Source organism: Clostridium moniliforme (assembly GCF_017873235.1).
Lineage (GTDB): Bacteria > Bacillota > Clostridia > Clostridiales > Clostridiaceae > Clostridium > Clostridium moniliforme.
On the sequence record NZ_JAGGJZ010000007.1, the window covers coordinates 26,747 to 52,090 of the forward strand.

Here is a 25,344-nt window from a genome sequence, read left to right on the forward strand (position 1 = left end):
TTCTTGTTATTTTTAATCTTACTTATCTTTTGAGTTATCTACAGCTTTTTCTTTATCCTTTTCCTCTTGCTTCTTTTTGCTAGCCTCACTATTATCTTTTGGTGCATCTAATACATACTTCTTAAAAGTTGATGAGCTCTTTGCATATTCTGGATATTTTTTTAATATTTCATCTTTGAAATATGCTTCATAAGTTGCTTTTGCAACTGGAGCTGTATAAGAACCATGTCCACCATCATATATAACACCAACAAAAGCAATTTGTGGTTTATCAATTGGAGCAAAGCTGACATAAGTTGCATATGGTTCTCTACCATATTCTCTTTGATTATTATTATAATCCGCTGTACCTGTTTTACCAGCTGTTGGTATTGGGAATGAACTAAATATTGCAGAAGCTGTACCACCTTCAGCATCATTAGCTCTTCTCATACCAGCTTTAACCGCATCAATAGTAGACTTTTTAAGATTTATTTTTTCAAGTACTTTTGGTTTAAATTCTTCCACTATATTTCCTTGTGGATCTGTTATCTTATCAACTAAATGAAGAGAATATCTTGTTCCTCCATTTGCAAGAGTTGATATATATGCTCCAAGTTGAAGAGGAGTATAGTGATTTATACCTTGACCTATTCCTGCATAAATAAGCTGAGCTGGTGATGTCATTTCTGATGATTTATCAGTAACAACATATCTTGAAATTGCATTTGATACAATTGAAGCTTGTTCATCTATCTTTACTTGTTTATTATATTTACTTTCATATTTCTTAACATTATTTTTATAAAGATCTGAATTCTCCATTATGCCTTTAACATCTGGTAAAATACTTAATGCAAAAGCGTCTTGATTTGAAAGTGCTTTTCCAGTTCCTACTGCTTCAAATCTATCTTTAATTTTTTGTTTTAAATCTACTTTAAATTCTTTTAATTTTTCAGAGTCATCATCTCTATAAGAGAAATCAAAAGGAACAAAAGTATATGTGCCTAAATAACTTGCAACATCTGAGCCATTTGATGTTTCTTTTTCTAAATAACCTGCTAATTCAAAATTTGAAAGAGCAATTGTATTTTCTTTTACTGAATCAAAATTGTATGTTTGACCACTAGTATTTTCTTCTATCTCTATTCCTGTTGAAGGATTTGTTTTACTATTTGGATCAACACCAAGTCCAAATTTCCAAGCATATTTTGCAATAGCATTTAATGATTCTGGCCTATTAGTATCTCCTCCATTTTTCATATATAGCCTATAAGCTGTTTCGTAGAAGAAAAAGTTACATGAAACTTGAAGAGCCTTTTCAACATTAGTAGGTCCATGGCTTCCTGGATATATCCAACATACTGGACCGAATCCTTTACCAAATGTTTCAGGATGAATATTAAATTTACCTGTTGCATTTACAACAGTATCTGGATTAATTACTCCTTCTTCAAGTCCAGCAACAGCTGTTAATGGCTTAAATATTGATCCTGGAGGTAATGTACCAAGTGTTGCATAATTATAAAATGGCTTTGGATACAAGTCATAAGGATCTGTTCTATATCCATTTTTATCTTTAGGGAATAACTGATCTACAGATTTTTTTACTCCTGTCTTTCTTATAAGTTCCTTACCAAACTTTTCAAGGTTAGGTGAAAAATATTTTTCTGTTTGATCCTTTGTAAGTTGACCTGGAATTGCAAAAAGATTAGGATCAAAATCTGGATAACTTGCAAGAGCAAGTATTTTACCAGTATTAACATCTATAGCAAGTGCTGCCCCTCTTGTAGCATTTGGAAAACCATGTCCATCACTAGAAGCAGATGTTCTAACATGATTTATTGTATCCTTTAATGCTTCTTGCATTGCATATTGAACATTTTTATCTATTGTTAAATTTACATTATTTCCTGGATATGATTCTAACTTAAATAACTCTTCTGTTATTCTTCCCTCTGAATTAACCTTAACAGTCTTACCACCTTTAACTCCTTTAAGTTCATCTTCAAAAGCGGCTTCTATACCAGATTTACCAATAAGATCTGTTGAAGGATCATATCCTCTTAGTTTATAATCATCCTCTAATGAACTGTCAATTTGACCAACATATCCTATTACAGCAGATCCTAAATTTTTATAAGGATATTCTCTAACTGGTTGAAGCTCAACACCAATACCTGGAAGATCATTAAGTTTTTGATATATTATAAATGCTGTATCTTTCTTTATATTACTAGCAATAGTTACAGATTTATAGCCTTTAAAACTTTGCATCTTTATAGCATCTTTAACAACCATATAATTTCTTATATCCTGTAATGAATACTTTTTTAAAATAAGATTTGTTAGCTGCTCACCACTCATTTTTTTGTATTCTGACTTCTCTGCATCACTAGGATTTGGATTAACAAGTTCTATCATATTGTAGCTTTTTACCAAATAATAGAAAGCTTGTTGTGGAGTTACTTGTAATAATTTTTGATCTATTTCAGATATTTGATTATCTGTTAAGTCTTTACTATCTTCTCCAAAAAGTTCTTTTTGAACTTGTTCATTCATTCCTCTATCTTTTAAAAATCTAAGTTTTTCATATTGTTGATTGTCAGGAGAGGAATCTTTGTATGCGTAATAAAATTGACCTTTATCATCTACTTTTAAAAGTAAATCATCTTGAACACTTTCTCCATTACTATTTAAAATTTTAAAGATTGACGCCATAGTATTATAAAAATTTTTCTTTGCATCATCTGTTGTTGTATATGTTAATGTATAAGTCTGTCTATTAGTTGCTAATACATTACCATTTTTATCTAATATTTCTCCTCTTGGAGCTTTCTCAGCAATAAATCTAGTGGCGTTTTGGTTTGCTCTATCTTCATAATCATCATGCTTATATATTTGTAAATAAACAAGTTTCATAGTTATTGCAGAAAATATTATAAGCATTATTATAGTAAGTACTGTATATCTGGAAAGTTTTTTCTTTTTGTTTTTTGGCTTGTTAACTATCATCTAAACCTCCACTTATTGTTTACATCTTCAGTATTAGAAAACATTAATACAAATCTATATACTATGAATGCTACTATCGAATTATATATTGCAACTAGAAGTATATTATTTATAACTACCTTGTAATTCATAAGATAAAATATTACAAAGATAATTAAATGTTTTATAATTGTAAGTCCAAAGACAGTTGCTACAGGAACTAATTTTCTTTTCTTAAATACTCCGTTTCCTATATAAGCTGCTACTAAACATAGAAATAAATTAACTAAAGAATTTATTCCAAATCCACTTGAAAAAAATATATCCTGAAGTAATCCACTAACTACTCCAATAAAAACTGCATCATAATATCCATTTATTAATGAATATAAAATTGCAAAAGTAAATAGTAAACTAGGAAATGCATTATATATACCTATAAATGGCATTACTGCATTATCAAGTACTAATAAAAGTATTGATATTAAAACTACTATAACTTTTTTCATATCATCACCTCTTAATACTTAATATCACGTTTATCTTTAGGTACTACAATGAATAATTCTTCAAGTTTATTAAAATCTACATTAGGTTTAACAACTGCGTTTTTCATTACATTTACTTTATCTTCTTCAACTGATTCTACTTTTCCAATCATTATATCTTTAGGATATATTTGACCAAGTCCTGATGTAACTATTGTGTCTCCAACTTTTATATTAGAGTCCATTGGAAGATTTTCAACTTTACATACAGATGTTCCATCTGATTCTCTATACCCTCTTAATATTCCAGTATTTTCTTTTGTACTATCTACTTTAACACTTACTGCAACATTTTCATTTAAGATACTCTTTATTATTGACCAGTTACTAGCAACTGAAGTAACTTGACCAACTAATCCATTAGCAGCTATAACAATCATACCTTTTTCTATACCATCATTTTTGCCTTTATCTACAATATAACCATCTAATATATTACCTCCACTATAACCTATAATATTAGTAGCTATATAATTATAATCATCTCTTGAATCTTTAAATTTTAATACTTTTCTAAGCTCATCATTTTGCGCTTTTAAATCTGAGTATTCAAGTAACTTTTGTTTTAATTTTGCATTTTCAGCAGCCAAACTTTTGTTTTCAGCTTTAACTGTTGAAAAATTCAAACATAAATCCACAAACTCTTTAAGTTTTGAATTAGCTGTATATGCAATTTTTTGTATTGGATTTAATGCTGCACCTGCACCACTTTCAACTACATCCTTATTAGGGTTTTGAAATGTAAAAATAATTAATCCTAAAAATGCAACTGACAGCACTATTATAGTGACTGCCAGTTTGTTCTTAAGACGCTTCATGTCTCTATCTATCTTCCTTACTAATTTTGTCGAAATCTTCTAAAGCTTTTCCAGCTCCTAGAACAACACAATCTAATGGTGTTTCTGCAATATGTACAGGCATATTAGTTTCTTTCATTATTAAAACATCTAATCCCTTAAGCATTGCTCCTCCACCAGCTAACATTATTCCCTTTTCCATTATATCAGCCGCAAGTTCTGGTGGTGTTTTCTCAAGTGTTGTTTTAATTGATTCAATTATTGCATATACTGGCTCTTTTAGAGCTTCTCTAATTTGTGTTTCTGTTATTTCTACTACTTTAGGTAGTCCTGTAATTAAATCTCTACCTTTGATTTCCATATTTCTTTCTTCATCATCAACTTTATATGCTGAACCTATTTCCATTTTAACTTGTTCAGCAGTTCTTTCACCTATCATTAAATTAAATTCTTTTTTTATGTAAGCTATTATAGATTGGTCTAATTCATCACCAGCAACTCTTAAAGATCTACTTGTAACTATTCCACCAAGTGAAATAATTGCAACTTCAGTAGTACCTCCACCGATATCAACTATCATACTTCCTGTTGGTTCACTTACTGGAAGTCCTGCTCCAATTGCTGCTGCCATTGGTTCTTCCATTAATATAACTTCTCTTGCTCCTGCAAGCTTAGTTGCTTCTTCAATAGCTCTCTTTTCTACTTCAGTTACTCCAGAAGGATAACATACTATTATTCTTGGTGCTTTAAATGCACTTTTACTTGCTGCTTTTTCTATTAATGATTTTATCATTGTATGTGCAACATCAAAATCTGCAATTACACCATCTCTAAGTGGTCTTATTGCAATTATGTTTCCTGGTGTTCTACCTATCATCATCTTTGCTTCTGTACCAACTGCAAGTGGTTTTCTTGTTGTACTATTTATAGCTACAACTGATGGTTCTCTAAGAACTACACCTTTACCTTTTACAAATACAAGTGTATTAGCTGTTCCTAAATCTATTCCCATGTCTTTACTAGTTCCGAAAAATCCCATTTTTCATTCCCCTTTCGATTATAATATTCCTTTTTCTTTTAAACTTACGTAATTATTTCTACCTATTATAATGTGATCAATAAGATTAATTCCTATTATCTTTCCACTTTCATTAATTCTGGTAGTAACATTAATGTCTTCACTACTTGGAGTTGGGTCTCCTGATGGGTGATTATGACATATTATTATTGAAGCTGCACTATTTTTTATTGCTTCATTAAATATTTCTCTTGGATGAACAAGCGATGAATTTAAACTGCCTTTAAAAATATCTTTAATTTTAACAACTTCATTTTTAGTATTTAATGTTATTAATTTCAACACTTCTTGATTATCTGTTCCCATTTCACCATATAACATATTTGCGACATCTTTAGGTGAATTAATTCTCTTGATTTCATTAAAAGATTTATAGGTATTAAACCTTTTAAAAAGTTCTGCAATCGCAAGTATTTGTGATGCTTTTGCCTCTTTTACACCTTTTATTTTTGTCATCTCTTTCATAGATGCGTTTAAAATGCCATTTAATCCATCAAGTTTTGTAATTATTTTTTGGCTTAAATTTAATACATTTTCTCCTTTAGTACCAGTTCTTAGAATAACTGCTAATAGTTCTGGATTACTTAAAGATTCTGCACCATATCTTAATAATTTTTCTTTAGGTCTTTCACCTTCTGGCATATCTAATATTTTAAGATTATTCACTAAAATTCTCCTTATCTTTATTAGAATACCCATCCCCTATAAAAATTATTTCATTATTCTTTTAATCATCTTATATGTTGAATTAAGTGGTAATCCAACTACATTATAGTAACAACCTTTTATTCCTTCTACAAAAACTCCTCCATTATCTTGTATTCCATAAGCTCCCGCTTTATCAAGAGGACTTCCACTTTCAATGTATTCATTTATTTGGTCATCACTAATTTCTGAAAAAGTTACTTCTGTTTTAAAACTTTCACATAATATTTCTTTTGTTTTATTGTTTATAATACAAACTCCAGAGTAAACTTCATGAGTATTTTTGCTAAGCATTTTTAGCATTTTAAAAGCATCTTCTTCATCCTTAGGTTTTCCTAATATATTTCCATTAAAAGAAACGACTGTATCTGCTGATATTATTATGTCATCATCAGTTGCATTTTTAAGAATTGCTTTAGCTTTTCCTAATGCAATTTCCTCTACATACTTATTAATGTCACCTTTGAATTTCACATTATTTTCATCAAAATCGCTTACTATAATGCGAAAATCTTTTACTATTCTTTTTAATAGTTCCTGCCTTCTTGCAGAGGCTGATGCTAAAATAAACTTCATAATATCCCTCTTTGTTAAAATATGTAATTTATCTTTTGTATATTAATATATTCATTGATAAATTATCATATTTTTTAAATAATATTAGGTGTAGTATCCTTTAATAAAAAAGATTACTACACCTAATATAGTTTATCATTTTATAAGATCATAAACAAGTAAAAACCATCTATAAAAATAGAATTAATTTTTTTTTAAGAATTGCTTACTGTCTATGTTTTATAAGCATTTTATATATAAATTCTAAAGATTTTTTTGCACCCTTTCTATCTAACTCTTTAGGTAGCTTTTCTATATGTTTCTTTAAATTTATAATCTCTTGATTTTCTATTTTATTATTTGAATTTTTTAATAATTCACTCATCCATTTTTTAAATTCTGTTGTATTTACACTTCTTACTTGAGTATTTTCTAATTTATTTAAAATTTTCATAAATCCTGTAATAATTTCATAAGTAATTTTTTCATCTTTATCATTAATATAATAATTACAATTTATTTTTACATTAGTTATTTTTTTCTTATTTAATTCATCTGATATTTTATCTGCCTTTTCCTTTGGATATATTCCTGCTATTACTCTAAATTTTCCTTTTTCTTCAATTATTAATTTGTTAAAACTTGAAGGAATTTCACTTAAAGCATTCTCTGCATTTTTTATTTTGCTATAAACTCCACATTGAATAATAGTAAATTCTTTTTTTTCATCTTTTTTTAAAATTCCAGTTGAAGCTTCTGTATCCTTACTTTCTTCTGCATTAACATTTATCTTATCATTTTCTTTATTATATTCTTTATCTTCCACTATTACTTTATTTTCATCATCACCAACTGGAAATAAAACTTTTCCAAGAAGTAATCCAATGACTATAGCTAAAAGTATAATTATTACCCCTCCAAGAAAAAAGTTTCCACCTTGCTTTTTTCTTGGTTTATAATTATATCTTGTGTATCCCATTTTACCCCTCCTAAAATATTACTTAATTAAAATATATTAAAAGGGACTTAATAATATTCATTATGTAAAAAATACTCACCTAAAATAAGGTGAGTATTTTTTAATTAAATTTATAAAGATATTATTTTATTTCTTTTAGAACATTAACTAAATATTCCCAAACATTTTTAACTGATTTTATACTCATATGTTCTTGTGGAGTATGTGCATCATAAATATTTGGTCCAAAGCTTATCATATCTAAGTCTCCTATTCTTTCTTCAAATAGTCCACATTCAACGCCTGCATGAATTGCAACTACCTTTGGATCTTCTCTATACATTTTCTTATATACATCTTTACATATTTCTCTTATCTTTGATTCTTCTTTATATTCCCATGCTGGGTATGGAGCTTCTGTTATTAGTTCCCCACCTAATGTTTCTGTTAAAGTTTTGCTTCTTAAAACTATTTCATCATTTAATGATGGAACTGAACTTCTTACAGCACTAGCTATTCTAACTTTATCTCCGTCAGTTTCAACAACACCAATATTTGTTGAACTTTCAGGTAATCCGTGAATTGCTTTGCTCATTGTATTAATTCCATTTGGGTAAAGATATAAAAGTGTTATTACTTTTTTAGTAGATTCTTTATCAAAAGTCTTTTTAGTTCCTTCATGATCTACTACTTCTATAGTTAGATCTGGATCTTGAATCTTAAATTCATGTTTAAATATTTCTTCTAATTTAACGATTTCATTTTTTATATTATTAATATCTTCTTTTTTAGCAGTTATTATTGTTTCAGATTCTCTTGGAATAGCATTATCTTTAGCTCCACCTTCTATATAAGCTAATCTTATATCATATTTATCAGAAATACCTTTTAATAATCTTGCCATTATTTTATTTGAGTTTGCACGACCTTTAGTTATATCGCTTCCTGAATGTCCACCTTTTAAGCCTTTTATTTTAATTTCTAAAGCTTCTTGACAATCACATTTGTCTTCCCAAGTAATTGGCATTATTGCTCTAGTTCTTATACCACCTGCGCAACTTACTAAAAGTTCACCTTCTTCTTCTGAATCAATATTTAATAATATTTTTCCATCAATATTTTCTGGTGATATATTTTCAGCACCTGTCATTCCTGTTTCTTCATCTGTAGTTAATAAAACTTCAAGAGATGGATGTTCTATAGTATCATCAGCTAATATTGCCATACAGTATGCAACTGCAATTCCATCATCTCCACCTAAAGTTGTTCCATTTGCATATATATTATCTCCATCTATCTTTAGCTCTATTGGATCTTTTGTAAAATCATGTACTGTATCTTTATTTTTTTCACAAACCATATCCATATGACCTTGAAGAATAACTCCTGGAGCATTTTCATATCCCTTTGATGCAGGTTTTTTAATAACAATATTTAATACCTCATCTTGAATAACTTCTAATCCATGCTTTTTAGCAAATGAAACTAAATAGTCACTCATTTCCTTTTCATTTCCTGAACCTCTTGGAATATTTGAAATCTCCTCAAAATATTTGAAAACTAACTTTGGTTCAATATTTTCTAAAATACCCATTTCCTATCTACCTCCTATTATTTTATAATAAATTTATATTATGGATAATTTTAGTATATCACAGTATTACATTTTATTATATTTAAATTATAATTTTTAAATCTAATTTATATAAATTTGTATATACTAAAAAATATTATACTAAAGAATTTCTAATAAAAATTAAGAGGTGAATTTTATGCAAAAAACTAAAATGATTTTTACTATTGGACCTGCAAGTGACTCAAAAGAAGTTTTAAAAGAATTTATAAAAATAGGTATGAGTGCTGCACGACTTAATTTTTCCCATGGAACTCATGAAACTCATAAAGAAAAGATTGACTTAATTAAAAGTTTAAGAGAAGAAATGTGTTCATCTACTGCTATCATATTAGATATTAAAGGTCCTAAAATAAGAACTCATAAATTTAAAGGGGACGAAGCTATTTTAAAAGAAGGAAGTGAATTTTCTTTTATATGTGGAGAAGAAATACTTGGAGATAACACAAAATGTTCAGTTTCCTATGATGACCTTTATAAAGATGTTAAACCAGGTGGAACTATATTAGTTGATGATGGTCTTTTAGTTTTTAGAATTAAAGATATAAAAGGAAAATCAATTAATTGTATAGTGGAAGTTCCTGGAATAATAAAAAATCATAAAGGAGTAAATGTTCCAAATGTTAGCATAAATCTTCCATCTATTACTGAAAAAGATAAAGAAGATATAATATTTGGTTGTAAAAATGGTGTTGATTTTATTGCTGCATCTTTTATTAGAAAATCATCTGACATATTAGATATAAAAAATATATTGAAAAATGAAGGAAGTTCTAATATTAAAATAATTGCTAAAATCGAAAATCATGAAGGTGTTAAAAATATAGATTCAATAATAGAAGAAGCTGATGGTATAATGATAGCCCGTGGAGATATGGGAGTTGAAATTCCAATAGAAAAAGTTCCTATAATTCAAAAGAAAATAATAAAAAAATGTAATAAAGCTGGTAAAATAGTTATTACTGCAACTCAAATGCTAGATTCTATGATAAGAAATTCTATTCCAACTAGAGCTGAAGCTTGTGATATATGTAATGCAATTTTTGATGGAACTGATGCAATTATGCTTAGTGGTGAAAGTGCTTCTGGAAATTTTCCAATAGAAGCTGCTAAAACTATGGCTAAAATTGCAAAGGAAACTGAAGATAATTTAGATTATAGTCATTTACTATCTAAAGAACCTGAACCATCAAATACTTCATTTGCTGATGCAATAAGTTATTCAGCCTGTAAAACTTCGTATGCAATAGGTGCAAAAGCTATTGTTGCAGCAACAAAAAGTGGTGCTACTGCAAAGCTTCTTTCAAAGTATAGACCAAAACCTCCAATAATTGCAATTACACCTTTTGATTATGTAATGAGAGGTTTAGCACTTAACTTTGGGGTAATTCCAGCTAAATGCAAAATGTTTAATACAACAGATGAAATAATAGCAGAAGCTAAACAAAGAGCCAAAACTTATGATTTTGTAAAAGAAAATGATGAAATAGTAATTGCAGCTGGTATGCCAACAGCTCATATTGGTGGAACAAATATGTTAAAAATAGAAAGAGTATAATATTAAAATAAAGCTCCTTTAGTATATACTAAAGGAGCTTTTAAAAACTAATAACATTTTTTTGTATTAAAATAAATCCTTAAATAAGTCTCCAAGACTTACACCATCATCTTCATTATCTACATATTGTAAATAATCATTACTTTTTTCTACAGCATCTTTAATGCTTAATGCTAATTTCTTCTCATTTTTATCAACATTTAATACTTTAACCTTAACATTTTGACCTATCTTTAGAACGTCACTTGGTTTAGCTATATTTTCATCAGTTATTTCACTAATATGAACTAAGCCTTCTATTCCACTAAATACTTCAACAAAAGCTCCAAAACTTGTAAGTCTTACAACCTTTCCACTTAAAGTATCTCCTGTCTTTATTGAATCTCCATGGACTGTCCATGGTTCTTTATTTACATCTTTTAATATTAATGATACTTTTCTATTTTCTAAATCTATATCTCCAACATAAACACAAACTTCATCATTAACTTTAACAACGTCTTCAACTCTTTTAACTCTTTCCCAAGCTAAATCATTTATGTGAATTAATCCTTGTATTCCACCAATATCAACAAATGCTCCAAATTTAACTATATTTTTAACTATTCCTTTTCTCTTTTCTCCACTTTTTAGTTCTTTCCATAGCTCGTTTTGTTTCTTTTCATAAGCTTCCTCTTCAATAACTCTTCTTGAAGCTACAACTTTATTATTATTAAAATCTAACTCTATTATTTTAACTTCTAATTCTTTTCCTACTACTGTCTTTATATCTATCTTTTCTCTTGAAACAAGAGATGCTGGTATAAATACTCTAATTGATCCATAATATGCAACTAATCCGCCCTTAACTTCTTGTGAAACATTAACTTTTATTGTTTCTCCATTTTTAAAAGCTTTTCTTATTTCTTCTCTTTCTTCCTTTAATAAAGCTCTCTTTCTTGATAACTTTACAAATCCATCCCCATCATTTGGTGAAAGAACTACAACCTTAAATTCATCATCTGGCTTTACAACATCTAATGGATTTTTATCATCTACAGTAAGTTCTTCTCTTGAGATTATTCCATCAAAGGCATATTTTATATCAACTGTAACCTCTTTATCATTTACATCTATAACTCTACCGTTTAATATGTCCCCTTTATTTATTCTCTTTACATCATAAGAATCAAGTAACTGTCCCATAGTATTTTCATTTGCCATTTAAAATCACTCCTTATAACTTTCCAAGCTATACTTCAAATTTAATTTTAATCTATCATTAAATTTAATACAAGAAAAAGCCCATATTTAATATAAACATTATATCACTAATCATTCATATAGTAATTATATAAACAATATTCTTAAGTTATTGGAGGTAATTATGGAGATTTTAAAAAAATTAAACTTTAAAAGAAGATTGTCCATAAAAAAATATGAAGAAATAATTAATTTAAAAACTATTTTGGATGCTAGATCAAAGGATTTTTCTAATTTATTAGATAATTTATCTATTTTAAATGGAGATATGGAGTGGCTTAAAGATAGATCCTATGACCTTCACAATAAAATTAAAATTGCAATAGAAAAGGATAATATATCCCTTGCTAAAAGAGGCTTAAATAAAAAGTTCTCCTTTGATTTAGAAATAAAAGCTTTAGAAAAAAAAATTAATAAATTGGATAACTGTAAATCAAAAATACAAAATCTCTTAAAAAATTTAGAAGAAGAATATGACAATATAGTTTTAAACTATGAGAATAAACTAAATAGTAAAACTTTATTATGCATAAAAAATTTTTCAAAAATAGAAAAAAATTTAAGAAAAGAACTTATAATTACAGAAAACTTTATTACAAATACAGAATATGAAGATGAAGTGATAAATATAAATGAAGAATTAAAGAAATATCTTAATTAAAATTCATAGTTAATTAATTGAATAACTATTTTTTAAATGCTATGCTCATTTTAAATAAGTGAATTTGGTTATTTTTATAATATATTTTAAATCTAATCAACAATAATAGAGGTGATTTTATGTTCGAATTATTAAATGATTTAGTAGAACAAAATAAAAAATATATAAAAAATGGGCATGTAGCTACTTATATACCAGCACTTGCAAAAATTAATCCAAATCAACTAGGAATTGCAATTATAGATTTGCAAAATAACAATAAAGAATATTTTTCAGGAGATTATAACACAAGATTTGCAATTGAAAGTATATCAAAAGTTCCAACACTTATCCTTGCTGCTTTAGATAATGGACTAGATACAGTATTTGAAAATATAGATACAGAACCAACTGGATTTGCCTTTAATTCAATACTAAATATGGAAATAAACCATAGAAATAAACCAACTAATCCTTTTGTAAATGCAGGAGCAATAACTGCTACGTCTTTAGTAAAAGGCTTAAATAAAGAAGAAAGAAGTAATCGTATTTTAAAATTCTTCAGAAAAATCACTAATGATCCTGATATAAAATTAAATGAAGAAATCTATTTATCTGAAAAAAGAACAGGAGATATAAACAGATCTCTTGCATATTATTTAAAAGGAAATAACATGATTAAGGGTGAAATTTCAGAAGTTTTAGATTCTTACTTTAAGCAATGTTCCTTAGAGGTTACTGCACTAAGTCTAGCTAGACTTGGAGCTGTGCTTGCTAATAATGGTGTATTACCTTGGAATAACGAAAAATTAGTTTCAAAAGAAATATCCACAATAGTAAAATCTTTAATGGTTACCTGTGGATTATATGATGAATCTGGAACTTTTGGAGTTCATATTGGAATTCCTGCCAAAAGTGGTGTAGGTGGAGGAATATTAGCTGTTGTTCCTAAAAGATATGGCATAGGTATTTTTAGCCCAGCCTTAGATGAAAAAGGTAATAGCGTTGCTGGAATGCACCTATTACAAGACATCTCTCAAAAGTTTGATTTAAATATATTTGAATAACAAAAAAGGAGCAGTTTTTAATCTGCTCCTTTTTTGTTATTTAACTTCCTTAATTGATTTTAAATCATATCCTGCATCTTCAATTATTTCTTTTACAATTTCTTCAGTTAAATCTCCATATACAATTGCATCTCCAATGTTTACTTCATATCCTTTTACTCTTGAATCACCTGCAAATGCTTTTTCTACATTAGATACACACTTTTGGCATCCCATTCCATCAATTTTAATTTCAAATTTTGTCATAATAATCACTCCTTATTTATTTAATTTATATAAATTTATTTTTTGTCTTTTAGAATTTTGGTTTAAATCTTTTTAATCTTAAAGCATTTAATAAAACTGAAACTGAACTTAAGCTCATTGCAAAAGCTCCAATCATTGGATTTAAAAGAGGTCCTCCAAATAATTTTAGTATACCCATAGCAATTGGTATTCCTAAAACATTATAACCAAATGCCCAAAATAAATTTTCTTTTATATTTTTAATTGTTGCCCTACTTAATTGAATTGCAGTAACAACATCTAAAAGATCACTTCTCATAAGTACAATATCTGCTGATTCTATCGCAACATCAGTTCCAGAACCAATAGCTATACCAATTTCTGAAGTTACAAGTGCTGGAGCATCATTTATACCATCCCCAACCATAGCAACTTTTTTACCTTCACTTTGTATTTCTTTAACTACATTTGCCTTTCCTTCTGGCAATACATCTGATACTACTCTATCAATTCCAACTTCATTTGCAATTGCCTGTGCAGTTCCCTTATTATCACCAGTTAGCATAACAACTTCAATTCCCATATTATGAAGTGCTTTAACTGCCTTTGAACTGTTTTCTTTTACAGTATCTGCAACTGCAATTATTCCTCTAATGCTTCCATTAATTCCAACAAACATTGGAGTTTTTCCCTCTTTTGAAAAATTATTAGCCTTCTCTTCAATAGATGAAATATCAATATTATTTCTATCCATAATCTTTCTATTACCAATAACAATATGATTATTTTCAATAGTTGTATTAATTCCTTCTCCTGGAATTGATACAAAATCTTTTACAAGAGGTAATTCTATTTTTCTATCATTAGCTTCATTAACTATTGCTTCCCCTAAAGGATGTTCTGAGCCTTTTTCAGCAGCTGCTGCAACTTTAAGAAGTTCATCATCTTCAATGGAAATTCCTAAAATATCTGTTACCTTTGGTTTTCCTTCAGTAATTGTACCTGTTTTATCAAATATAATTGTATTTATTTTATGAGCCTCTTCAAGGGCAACTCCACTTTTTATAAGAACTCCATTTTCAGCTCCTTTACCTGTACTTACCATAATAGCTGTTGGTGTTGCTAATCCTAAAGCACAAGGACAAGCTATTACAAGAACAGATATTAATATATTTAATGAAAATTCTAAGTTTTCATTTCCAATAAAGTGCCAAGCAAGAGCTGATACTATTGCAAGTACTATTACTGCTGGTACAAAGTATCCTGAAATAACATCTGCAAGTCTTGCAATTGGTGCCTTTGTACCTTGAGCATCTTCAACTAAATTAATAATTTTTGAAAGAACTGTATCTTTACCAACTTTAGTTACTTTATATTTAAACATTCCATACTTATTAATACTTGCTCCAAAAACTTCATCTCCTGGATTTTTATCAACTGGAATACTTTCTCCTGTAAGCATAGATTCATCTATACTTGTTGTTCCTTCTACAACTTCTCCATCAACTGGTAGTCTCTCTCCTGGTTTTACTAATATAATGTCATTAACCCTAACATCTTCAATTCCTACTGTTTTCTCTTTTCCATCAACTATTATTGTAGCTGTCTTTGGTGCAAGACCCATAAGCTTATTTATTGCATCTGATGTTTTCCCTTTAGTTATAGCCTCTAAAAATTTACCAAGACTTATAAATGTAACAATCATACCTGCTGATTCAAAATATAAATGATGTGCAAAATGAGTCTCTCCACTAATTATCTTAACTAAAGCATATATTCCATAAATAGTAGCTGCACTACTTCCAAGGGCAATTAAAGTATCCATATTAGGACTTAAATGAAATAAGTTTCTAAATCCATGAATAAAAAATTCTCTACCTATAAAAATTATTATTAATGCTAATATTAATTGAATAAAGGCATAATTAAATGGATTAATATTTGGATCTATAATGCTAGGAACAGGAACTCCAATCATAGGTCCCATTGAAATAATCATAAGAGGAATTGCAAAAACTAAAGACCAAACAAATCTATTTCTAGCCTTCTTTACTTTTTCTTCTCCTTCTTTTTTATTATCATCTTTGTTGTCTTCTTTTATTTCAATAGCTTCATATCCAGCCTTTTTAACTGCATTTTCTATATCTTCTACCGAGATTTTTCTTCTATCATACTTTACATTCATATCTTCAACAGCTAAATTTACAGTAGCACTATTTACACCATCTAATTTATTAATAACTTTTTCAACTCTACTTGAACAAGAGGCACAAGTCATTCCATTAATTTTAAAATGTCCATGAGCTTCTGATGAAGTTTCATCCTCTAACTCCTCTGCACCATAACCTGCTTTTTTAATTTTATTTATAATATCCTCTGATGAAATTATATCTTTATCAAATTTTACAGTAGCCTTTTCTGTTGCAAGATTTACTACTGCATTTTCAACACCATCTGTTCTATTTAATACTTTTTCAATTCTACTTGAACAGGATGCACAAGTCATTCCATTTACTTTAAATTCTTTTTTCAAATCATTCCCCTCCTTTATGAATTTTTTATAACTTAGTTTTAAACTATATTTTTAAATTAAAATTTTATCTCAATATAAAAAATATTATTTATCTATAAGCTTTGTTAAAATGCTTATTATTTCTTCAATCTTTTTATCCTTTTCCTCTTCATTATTAAAAGCTTCCTTTACGCAGTGATGCATATGCTGTGTTAATACATGTTTATTAGCTTTTTTAAGTAATCCTTGGGATGCTATTATTTGATTTGATATATCAATACAATATCTTCCTTCTTCTAACATTTTTATAATTCCATCTATTTGTCCTCTACAAGTTTTTAGAACTTGTACTGCTTTTTTCTTATCTTCATTCATTATATATCATCTCCTTACCCCTCCCTATAGGGGTGTACTTATTGATTAAAAATATACTCTAATTGATGAACCTTGTCAACTACTTTAATTTTTATTTTAACTTTATTCATAAAAATTGTATTAAGTAAATTTTTCCAAAACAAAAGAACCTAACATTATTTTTTGTTAAGTTCTTAATTATAAACATATTTATTTCATTATCTCATTATAACAGTAATTTATTATATCACTTCTCTTTATAATCCCTATAAATATTCCTTCATCATCCACAACAGGAACAAAATTTTGATTAACTGCAAGGGATATTAAACTTTCAATATCTGCATTAATTGAAACACTTTTATGTTTTCTTCTTGTTTTTATATCTTTTACTTTTACACTTTCTGTATTCTTAAAATTAAGTTCTGGAGTGTTTTTAAGCTTCCATAACAAATCTCCTTCAGTTAAAGTAGAAACATACCTTCCATTCTTATCTATTAATGGAATTGCAGTATAGCCGTGATGTTCCATTCTCTCCATAACTTGTCTCATTGTAGATTCTAAATTCTCACAAACCACTTCATTTTTAGGTGTAAGAAAAAATGCTATATTCATAGTTATCCCTTTCCTTTTTATATTTTATTTATATACCTTATAATTCTATTTTATCATATTTTTATTAACATTGTTATAAAGCCTTCTCTTTCTTAAGAAAATATTTATCTAATTTATAACTATAATCTGAATAATCTAAATTATCTATAATAGTACCTATTTCAGAATATACAATATCTCCATGAAGTGTTTTTTTAATTATAATCTCACTTAGAACTGAGGCATTACACTTTGAGCACTTTCCAACAGATAAAAATCTCCATCTATATGGCATATATTCAAAATCTAAGTCCAAATTTTTATTACACCTTGGACATAAAGACTTAACTTTTGAATAATCTAATTTAACACCACTAAGTTCCTTTACTGTTATTGCTGGCATATCATATATATCATCTATTATATACTCTTTAACTATTCTATAATTATAAATTCTTTTAAAGACTTGAACAGTAAACTGTGCATCATTTAATGCATCATGAAGAAGCTTATTATCAATTTTTATATTTAATCTTTTAAGTGCATTTTTTAAACTTAGTGATTTTTTCATACCTAAAATCTTACTGGAATATTCTTGTACATCTAAATATTTTTTAATCCACTTTAAATCTTTAAACTTATGATAATGTGCATTTATAATAATTTGTGCAATATCATCCTTTGCCCAAGAACATACTACATCATCTTCTGCAAAATTTTTAAGTTGTCTAATTCCTTCTTCAAAACTTACTCCAAGCTTTAGGTCATCTTCTGTTATATTTGTTATTTCTGTTATTTCAGGATTTAATATAGGTATAATTGAAGGCTTAATATAAGTTTTAAGCCTCCCTATCACCTTCATATATTTATCCACTTTAATAGCACCAATTTCTATTATTTCATTTTGTATATTAAGTTCTTTTAATTCTGGATAATCATCATAAAAATTAGGATAATATTTTGTTATATTATTTAAGTTATTAAATTCTAAATCCATTATTATATATCCCATATAAAAGGTTCCTCTCTTTTCTCTCCTTTTTATTTAAATTCAATACCTGCAAGCTTCATAAGATGTATAGCATTTTGAGTTTCGCTCTTGCCTTTTCTTAACTTGTAATCAAACTTTATTTTATTATCTTCATAATATTCTCTAAAGTTATAATTTTCTATTCTACTATCAATCTCTTCTAAATCACATAACTCCAAATCATGTGTAGATACAAGACCAATAGCACCCCCGTTTATTAATTGTTTTATAAGTTCTGTTGCTCCAGTATGTCTATCTACTGAATTAGTTCCCTTAAATATTTCATCTAATAAGAAGAATACATTTTCTCCTTTTTTTGTTGCTTCTATTAATATTTTTATTCTAAGAATTTCAGCATAAAAAGATGATGTATTTTCTTCTAAATTATCCTTAGTTCTCATACATGTATATATGTTAAATATTCCGCAGGAAAATTCTTCACAAAATACAGGTGCTCCAATATAAGATAATAATAAATTAAGACCTATAGTTCTTAAAAATGTACTCTTTCCTGACATATTAGAACCAGTTATTAGAGTTACTCTTTTGTTATCTTTAAGCGAATAATCATTTCTAACTGCCTTTTCTCCAAGTAATGGATGACCTATTTTCTTTCCTTTAACTTCTTTTTTATCTAAAATATTTGGAAAAGTCCAATTTCTAAAATCAAAATATAAATTAGATATGCTATTTAATGCATCAATTTCACTCATAACCTCTATCCAATCTTCTAAATACTTAGAATTTTTCTTCTTCCAATCTTCTAAATTCTCAACTATAAATACATCAGAGAAAATAAATATATTAAGTATTAAGTAATAAGCGTTTCCTGAACTATCCCCTATCCAATCTAATAATTTTGATAATTTTCTCATTTCTTTGCTACAAGAACTATTACTATTATTTTTTAAGTTTTCTTTTATATCCCTTAAATATTGGGATTTAAAGTCTTCTTTTTCTATTGATTCTAATATTTCAGCATAGGATTTTATTGTATCCTTTATGCTATTAAACATATATAAATCTTCTCTTCTATCTTTTATTAAAAGTTTTATTACTGCAAAGTTAACCAATAAAACTAATAATATATAACTAGGTGGCATAATTTTAAGTATTGAAAAAACTATACTTAAAAATGTTATAAATATAAATATGTAAGCTATTATCTTCTTGCTTACTCCTCTTTTTTCATTTTTATCTTTACTCCAATTTAAGAACGCTTCTAGTTCATTTATTTCCTTATTTTTATTCTTTATTTTACTTTTCCCTTTAACTAGAAGGTTTTGTCTCCATTCTATCTTTTCTCCTAGTTCTTTAATTGCTTCCTGCTTATTTTCTATTAAGCTTTTTGATGGTAATATTTTTAAAGTTAAATTATCTACAAGTCTTTCCCTGCCTCCCTTTGTTAAAGTATCATTTATTAATTGAAATAAAGAGCTTTTTCCAAATATATCTATGTCTGAAGAAAATGGATGTGAATCATTTATAAATTCAACACCATCATCATCTATATTTTTAAACTCACCATTTATTCTTTTTACTCCCTTTTCATTTATCTCTAAAAATCTTTCTATGTTAGCTTTTTTATTTATTAATTTATTATGATAAATAACTACACAAATACCAATAGATATCAATATTATTTCACTAATAATTAAAAAAGGAATATTATTTTGCTTATACAAAACATATCCTAAAGCTACTATTACAATTACTATAAGGAGTCTTCCCCACCCAATAGTTGCAATCTTCTTATCAATATTATTTATTTCATTTTTACTCTTTTTTATATTATTTTTATAATATTCTAAGGCATTAATATTAACACGCCTCCTTTACTAATTTTTACATATATTATATCACATTAAATATAAAAAAAGGTTTGAATAGTTCTATTTTTTAACTAATTCAAACCCCTAAAAATTAATTTTCTTGTTCTAAGCATTTATAGATTACATTTAAATCATATTTCATACCTTCTAAATAAGTTTTATTATCTTCTAATGATTCTAATGTATATATCTTCTCAACTTTAGCTCCAGCTTCCCTAGCTAAAGTTTCTGAAGCTTTTGGTGATGCTAAACTTTCTGAAAATACTGTTTTTATTTTATTTTTCTTGCAGTATGCAGCAAGTTCTTCTAACTTCTTTGGAGTTGGTTCTCCATCTGCAAATAAATCATTAATTGATTTTTGAGTTAATCCAAATTCTCTACATAAGTATCCAAAAGCTGCATGTCCTGTTACAAAATCTTTATTTTTAAGTTTTTGGAATTTTGTTTTATACTCATTATTTAAATCGTTAAACTCTTTTTTTAAGTTTTCATAATTTTTTTCGTAATATTGTTTATTTGAAGGGTCTTTTTCTATTAATGCATTTTTTATATTATTAGCCTGAACTGTTGCTTCCTTTAAACTAAGCCAAGCATGTGGATCTGTCTTATCTCCATCTTTAATTACATTAATACCTTTACTTGCATCAATTATAGTAGTTTTACTGCTATCTATTTGTCCTTTTACATCATTAAACCAAGTTTCCATTCCAAGTCCATTACAAATAAATAAAGTACTACTTGTAAGATCTTTAAGTTGTGTTGGCTTTAACTCAAAGTCATGTGGTTCTTGTCCTGGCCCAACTAAAGTTTTAATATCTACTTTATCTCCACCAATCATTTTAGTAAATTGTTCTAGTGGATAAATTGAAACTGTAACCATTAATTTTCCGTCACTAGATTTTTTTGTTTCTTCTTTTCCATTTGCTGAACACCCAATTAATCCTATTGCTATAAGTAACGTCCCTACTATTCCAATAATTTTTTTCAAACTCCGCACCTCTTTTGCATATGATTTGCATTTGCATATATACAATTCTAATATAATTTAACATTATTGTCAATTTTAAATACAAATATAATTAAACTCTATATTATTATTTTTTAATATATTTTCTTCAATTGATTGGCATGTAAACATTAAAGTTTGTGCAAAATTTCTATCTTTTATAATGTTGATACTTTTTTCTCTTCTATTATCATCATATTGAACAAAAGAATCATCAAATATTACTGGCACTTCTTTATTTTTAAATATAAGTTCTATAAAAGCAATTCTAAGAGATAAATATAATTGATCATTAGCTCCATTACTTAAATAATCTCCACTAAATATATTAGAATTATCCCTAACTATCATTTCATAGTTTTCTCCAAGTTTAACTTCAGAATATTTATTATTAGTTATATCTTTGAAAATATTTAAAATTTTTTCATTTAATGCTGGACCAAATTCTTCTCTTATTTCTCGTCCTGCATTTTCTAAATTTTCTATTGCCATATTTATTGCTAATAACCTTTTCTCTAGTGTATTTATTCTTTCAATTATTCCTTCTAAATCTTCTTCAATTGAAATTATACTTCTCTTTCCTAAAAAACTTGTTTTAATATAATTTTCTAAATCTTTAATACATTTTTCAGATTCTATTAAAGCATTTGATTTTTCTTTAATTTCTTTTTCTATTTCTTCCTCTGATTCATAACTATAACTTATATCTTCAGTTAAAAAATCTTGAAGCTCTGATTTTATTCCTTCAATATCTCTATCTTTTAATAATACTTTATAAGTTTCTTCTACACTTTCAAGAGCCTTTTCTAAATCTTTTTTTTCTAATATTTTTTCCCTAAATTCCTTTAAATACATTTCTAAGTCAACTAATTGGATATGATCTAAATCCATAATTTTTAACTTTTCTTTTATATTTTTTTCTTTTTCTTCTAATTCAAAAATAAGTCTATCTAATTCTTTACTTTTAGATGTATACTCAATATTTAAGCGAGTTAAATTATCTTTAATTTCTTTATACTGCTCTAACTGAATATATATCTCATCTAATGTATCACATCCTGAAAGTTTCATTATTGATGAAATTATTTTTTTATTTTCATAATATTTCTCTTTATCTTTATTAAAGGACATACTTTCTAATTGTAATTTTCTCTCTTCTATTCTTAAATTAACTTTCTCTTCTAATGAATAAAAATTTTCTAATGAATTTATTGCCCTTAATAAATTTTTATAACTATTACAATTTATTAAATGCACATATTCATCTAGTTGTTCCTCAATATTTTTTATATCTTTATTTAAATTATCAACATTTTTTTCATTTTTTAATCTACTATTTATATTTTTTTGTTGATTATTTGAGGATAAAATGAAAAATATTCCCATCCCTAAAAATAATATTCCTATAACATATAATATATTTTTATTAAATAAAGCAATATTTAACCCCAATAATATACTATCAATTATTAAAAATATACTTAAGAATTTTCTGTTTAATATATTGTAATTATTTTTATTATTCACTTCTGACTTATAAGAAGTTTCTTCTATTGCTTCTTTTAACTCATGAAGCTTATTTTCATAATCCTTAAATAAAATCTTTATTTTGCTTATATAAGGCCCCAACTTAGTAATATCTCCTAAAAATTTTCTTTTTTTATCTAACTTTTTTTCTTCTTCATCTATTGAATTTAATATTTTTTTATTTATTTCTAATTTTTCTTTTAAATTTTCTTGTTCTATATTTAGCTTTATTAGTTTTTCTTTTAAATCATATTCCATAGATGAAAAAATCTCATATCCATTAAGTTTTATATTTTCTTCTTCAATTTTTTTAGAAATATTATTTAAGTTATATTCATTTTCATTTTTTAAATCTAATAATGTTAAATACCTTTTATTTTCTTCACTAAGGTCATTAATATAATCTTCACTTATAATTCCATTTTCTCTTTTTAATTCAGTTTCAATTTCTTCTTCTTGCCTTTTTAATAATTCACTTTTTTTAAGATATGTTGTTATTTCACCATATTCCTTTTGAAGCTTACTTTTTTTTAAGTACTGTTTAAATAATTCAAGTTTTTTTATTTCTTCTCTTATACTTTTTCTTTGTTCTTTTTTATTAATAAGTTCATTTTCTTTCTCTAAATTTCTTTCAGAAATTTTATAAGCTTCATACTTTTCTTCTATAACTTTAGAATATCTATTTTTTAATATATCAAGTTCTCCATTTTTTCTTGGAGTTGTAAGTTGTTTTTTACTATTTTTTAGTTTTTCTATTGCTTTATAAACAGAAACTTCTCCTTCTCCACAACCAAAAACATCTATTATTTTCTCCATAATTTGTTCTTCTTTATCCCTTGAAACTGAAACTCCAAGTTGTGGTATAAATAATGTTTTTATAAATGTATTACTATTTATTCCTAAGAAATATACTCCTGGCTCATCTTTATTTATGTCTTTTATTTCTTCACCTGTTAATCCATCATAAACAATAGAACTATCATCTTTTTTAGTTCCTCCAAAAGTTCTTTTTATTATATATTCTTTTCCTTTATATTCAACTAAAAGTTCTCCTTGCATTTTTTCTCCTGAAAAAGGAAGATATTTCTTTCTTAAATTATTTTTATTGCCTCTAGAATTTCCAAATCCAAAAAGCCAAGCTCTTATAAAATTTTGTATTGTACTTTTTCCTTTTTCATTCTCTCCATATATTAAATTAAGTCCTCTTTCAAAATTAATTTGTTTATCAATAATTCCACCAAAAGTCTTTATTCTAGCCTCTTTAATAATCATCTAAATTCACCTCCTCTTCTTTTAAACTTTGTAAACCTATTTTTAATGCAAGTTCAACTATTTCCTTTTCTTCATCATTTGCATCTATCAATTTTTTCTTTAAATTCTTCACAAAAAGTCCCTTTATTGAATTTTCATTTTCTAAACTATCAATATCTATTTTTATGTTTGTTTTATCTTTAACTTTAACAAAGTAGAAATCATTTGAAAGTTTTTCTTGTAAAATATCCTCATCTATTTTAAAGCTTGCATCTAATTCTCCAATTAGATTTAACTTAAATATATCTTTTTTTAAATTTAAATTTTTAAGATCACTTAGTATTTTTCTTTTTATTTCTCTATATCCAAAAAGCCCATTAATATTTACTTCTTCTTCCATATACTTTCTGATACAAGTTTTTTCAAACCTTAAGTTAACATAATCTTTTCCTATTTCTCCAACTAAAACTCCTTTTTCTCCTAATTCATCAAATCCTCTTCCTTGAGGACATCCACTATATGCATAACTAGTTTTTCCAACTCTACAAATCCCACTAAACTTATGTCTATGTCCTAATGCAACATAATCTAAATCACTCTTTTCAATATCACTAACATATATTGGGTTATATTCATTAGTTGATCCTTCATTAGCAATTTCTCCATGAATCACTAATAAATTTATTAAATCATTATCTACATTGATATTCTTAAAAATAGTAGAATTAACATAATTTTCGTTAAATGCCGCACCATAAACACATACCCCTTTATCCTCTAATATAACATTCTCCATTTCACCTTTAAAAACATGTACATTATCAGGCCATTCTACTAAATTATAAAATGATTTAAAATTGTAAGGATCATGATTTCCAGGACTTATAAATACTTTTGTATCTATTAACCTTTCTAAAGATTCTTTTATAAAAACTAATGTATTTCTACTTAATGTATAATTATCAAATATATCTCCTGCCAAAAGCATTATTTCTACTTCTTCTTTATTACATAAATCTATTATTTTACTAAAAACATCTTTTAACTCTTCTTTACTTCTAGTTGATAAATTATTTTTAAACTCTTTAAAAGGAGTATCAAAATGTATATCTGCACAATGAAGTATTTTTATTTTTTTCATAAATAAATCCCTTCCCATTTCACGAACTTTTGTTCTCATTTTATCATATATTTTAAACAAAAAGAAAGAGGATGATTTATAAAAATCATCCTCTTGGTTTTAGAATACTAATTCTTTT

The 25,344-nt window shown here is 26.7% G+C and carries 21 protein-coding genes; 3 read left to right on the top strand and 18 right to left on the bottom strand.

Translation table 11 applies throughout. The features are described from left to right. Nucleotides 1-18: 18 nt before the first annotated feature. The 8 genes from J2Z53_RS10215 to J2Z53_RS10250 all read right to left on the bottom strand — a co-directional run bounded on the left by J2Z53_RS10215 (nt 19) and on the right by J2Z53_RS10250 (nt 9,208). Nucleotides 19-2,994, bottom strand: coding sequence for a penicillin-binding transpeptidase domain-containing protein (locus tag J2Z53_RS10215; RefSeq protein ID WP_209797393.1), 2,976 nt, complete (start codon nt 2,992-2,994; stop codon nt 19-21). Beyond that, complete coding sequence (mreD, locus tag J2Z53_RS10220; protein ID WP_209797394.1) at nt 2,991-3,482, bottom strand: rod shape-determining protein MreD; 492 nt, start codon at nt 3,480-3,482, stop codon at nt 2,991-2,993. The genes J2Z53_RS10215 and mreD overlap by 4 nt, the downstream gene beginning before the upstream one ends. Before the next feature lie 11 nt (nt 3,483-3,493). Further along, nucleotides 3,494-4,339 carry a rod shape-determining protein MreC gene (gene mreC, locus J2Z53_RS10225; RefSeq protein ID WP_209797395.1) on the bottom strand — a complete coding sequence of 282 codons (846 nt, stop codon included), beginning with the start codon at nt 4,337-4,339 and terminating at the stop codon, nt 3,494-3,496. A gap of 4 nt (nt 4,340-4,343) precedes the next feature. Continuing rightward, nucleotides 4,344-5,357 (bottom strand): rod shape-determining protein, encoded by a 1,014-nt coding sequence (locus J2Z53_RS10230; RefSeq protein ID WP_209797396.1) that lies wholly within the window; start codon nt 5,355-5,357, stop codon nt 4,344-4,346. Nucleotides 5,358-5,375: 18 nt separating this feature from the next. Further along, a complete protein-coding gene (gene radC, locus J2Z53_RS10235) occupies nt 5,376-6,095 on the bottom strand; it encodes a RadC family protein (protein ID WP_209797397.1) in 720 nt (239 codons plus the stop codon). A 12-nt stretch (nt 6,096-6,107) separates the two neighbouring features. Then, entirely contained in the window at nt 6,108-6,677 is a 570-nt protein-coding gene (locus J2Z53_RS10240) for a Maf-like protein (protein ID WP_209797398.1), read from the bottom strand. A 205-nt stretch (nt 6,678-6,882) separates the two neighbouring features. Next, entirely contained in the window at nt 6,883-7,635 is a 753-nt protein-coding gene (locus J2Z53_RS10245; RefSeq protein WP_209797399.1) for an SPOR domain-containing protein, read from the bottom strand. A 121-nt stretch (nt 7,636-7,756) separates the two neighbouring features. Then, complete coding sequence (locus J2Z53_RS10250) at nt 7,757-9,208, bottom strand: aminoacyl-histidine dipeptidase (RefSeq protein ID WP_209797400.1); 1,452 nt, start codon at nt 9,206-9,208, stop codon at nt 7,757-7,759. A 178-nt stretch (nt 9,209-9,386) separates the two neighbouring features. Between J2Z53_RS10250 and pyk the strand changes: the two genes are divergently transcribed. Further along, nucleotides 9,387-10,805 (top strand): pyruvate kinase, encoded by a 1,419-nt coding sequence (pyk, locus tag J2Z53_RS10255; RefSeq protein ID WP_209797401.1) that lies wholly within the window; start codon nt 9,387-9,389, stop codon nt 10,803-10,805. Nucleotides 10,806-10,871: 66 nt separating this feature from the next. Here pyk and rpsA read toward each other — a convergent pair whose 3' ends face one another. Further along, complete coding sequence (gene rpsA / locus J2Z53_RS10260; protein WP_209797402.1) at nt 10,872-12,008, bottom strand: 30S ribosomal protein S1; 1,137 nt, start codon at nt 12,006-12,008, stop codon at nt 10,872-10,874. 163 nt (nt 12,009-12,171) lie between these two features. On the opposite strand from rpsA, the gene J2Z53_RS10265 reads away from it, so the two are divergent. Then, nucleotides 12,172-12,708, top strand: a complete 537-nt coding sequence (locus J2Z53_RS10265) for a hypothetical protein (RefSeq protein WP_209797403.1) — start codon at nt 12,172-12,174, stop codon at nt 12,706-12,708. Nucleotides 12,709-12,827: 119 nt separating this feature from the next. Beyond that, a complete protein-coding gene (glsA, locus tag J2Z53_RS10270) occupies nt 12,828-13,754 on the top strand; it encodes a glutaminase A (RefSeq protein ID WP_209797404.1) in 927 nt (308 codons plus the stop codon). Between the two features lie 36 nt (nt 13,755-13,790). Here the strand turns inward: glsA and J2Z53_RS10275 are convergent, their stop codons facing one another. The 9 genes from J2Z53_RS10275 to J2Z53_RS10315 all read right to left on the bottom strand — a co-directional run bounded on the left by J2Z53_RS10275 (nt 13,791) and on the right by J2Z53_RS10315 (nt 25,226). After that, the gene (locus tag J2Z53_RS10275) at nt 13,791-14,000 is read right to left on the bottom strand and encodes a heavy-metal-associated domain-containing protein (protein ID WP_209797405.1); all 210 of its coding nucleotides are present in this window, start codon (nt 13,998-14,000) and stop codon (nt 13,791-13,793) included. Nucleotides 14,001-14,049: 49 nt separating this feature from the next. Then, on the bottom strand, nt 14,050-16,512 hold the full coding sequence (locus tag J2Z53_RS10280; protein WP_209797406.1) for a heavy metal translocating P-type ATPase: 2,463 nt from the start codon (nt 16,510-16,512) through the stop codon (nt 14,050-14,052). Nucleotides 16,513-16,596: 84 nt separating this feature from the next. Continuing rightward, on the bottom strand, nt 16,597-16,866 hold the full coding sequence (locus J2Z53_RS10285) for a metal-sensing transcriptional repressor (protein ID WP_209797407.1): 270 nt from the start codon (nt 16,864-16,866) through the stop codon (nt 16,597-16,599). Between the two features lie 189 nt (nt 16,867-17,055). Then, entirely contained in the window at nt 17,056-17,460 is a 405-nt protein-coding gene (locus J2Z53_RS10290) for a CBS domain-containing protein (RefSeq protein WP_209797408.1), read from the bottom strand. Between the two features lie 73 nt (nt 17,461-17,533). Then, nucleotides 17,534-18,451 (bottom strand): 3'-5' exonuclease, encoded by a 918-nt coding sequence (locus J2Z53_RS10295; RefSeq protein WP_209797409.1) that lies wholly within the window; start codon nt 18,449-18,451, stop codon nt 17,534-17,536. A gap of 29 nt (nt 18,452-18,480) precedes the next feature. After that, entirely contained in the window at nt 18,481-20,289 is a 1,809-nt protein-coding gene (locus tag J2Z53_RS10300; RefSeq protein ID WP_209797475.1) for a MutS-related protein, read from the bottom strand. A 103-nt stretch (nt 20,290-20,392) separates the two neighbouring features. After that, the gene (locus J2Z53_RS10305) at nt 20,393-21,289 is read right to left on the bottom strand and encodes a metal ABC transporter solute-binding protein, Zn/Mn family (RefSeq protein WP_209797410.1); all 897 of its coding nucleotides are present in this window, start codon (nt 21,287-21,289) and stop codon (nt 20,393-20,395) included. Between the two features lie 75 nt (nt 21,290-21,364). Next, entirely contained in the window at nt 21,365-24,106 is a 2,742-nt protein-coding gene (locus J2Z53_RS10310; RefSeq protein ID WP_209797411.1) for an AAA family ATPase, read from the bottom strand. Beyond that, on the bottom strand, nt 24,096-25,226 hold the full coding sequence (locus tag J2Z53_RS10315) for a metallophosphoesterase family protein (RefSeq protein WP_209797412.1): 1,131 nt from the start codon (nt 25,224-25,226) through the stop codon (nt 24,096-24,098). Before J2Z53_RS10315 ends, J2Z53_RS10310 begins: the two co-directional genes overlap by 11 nt. Nucleotides 25,227-25,344 lie beyond the last annotated feature (118 nt).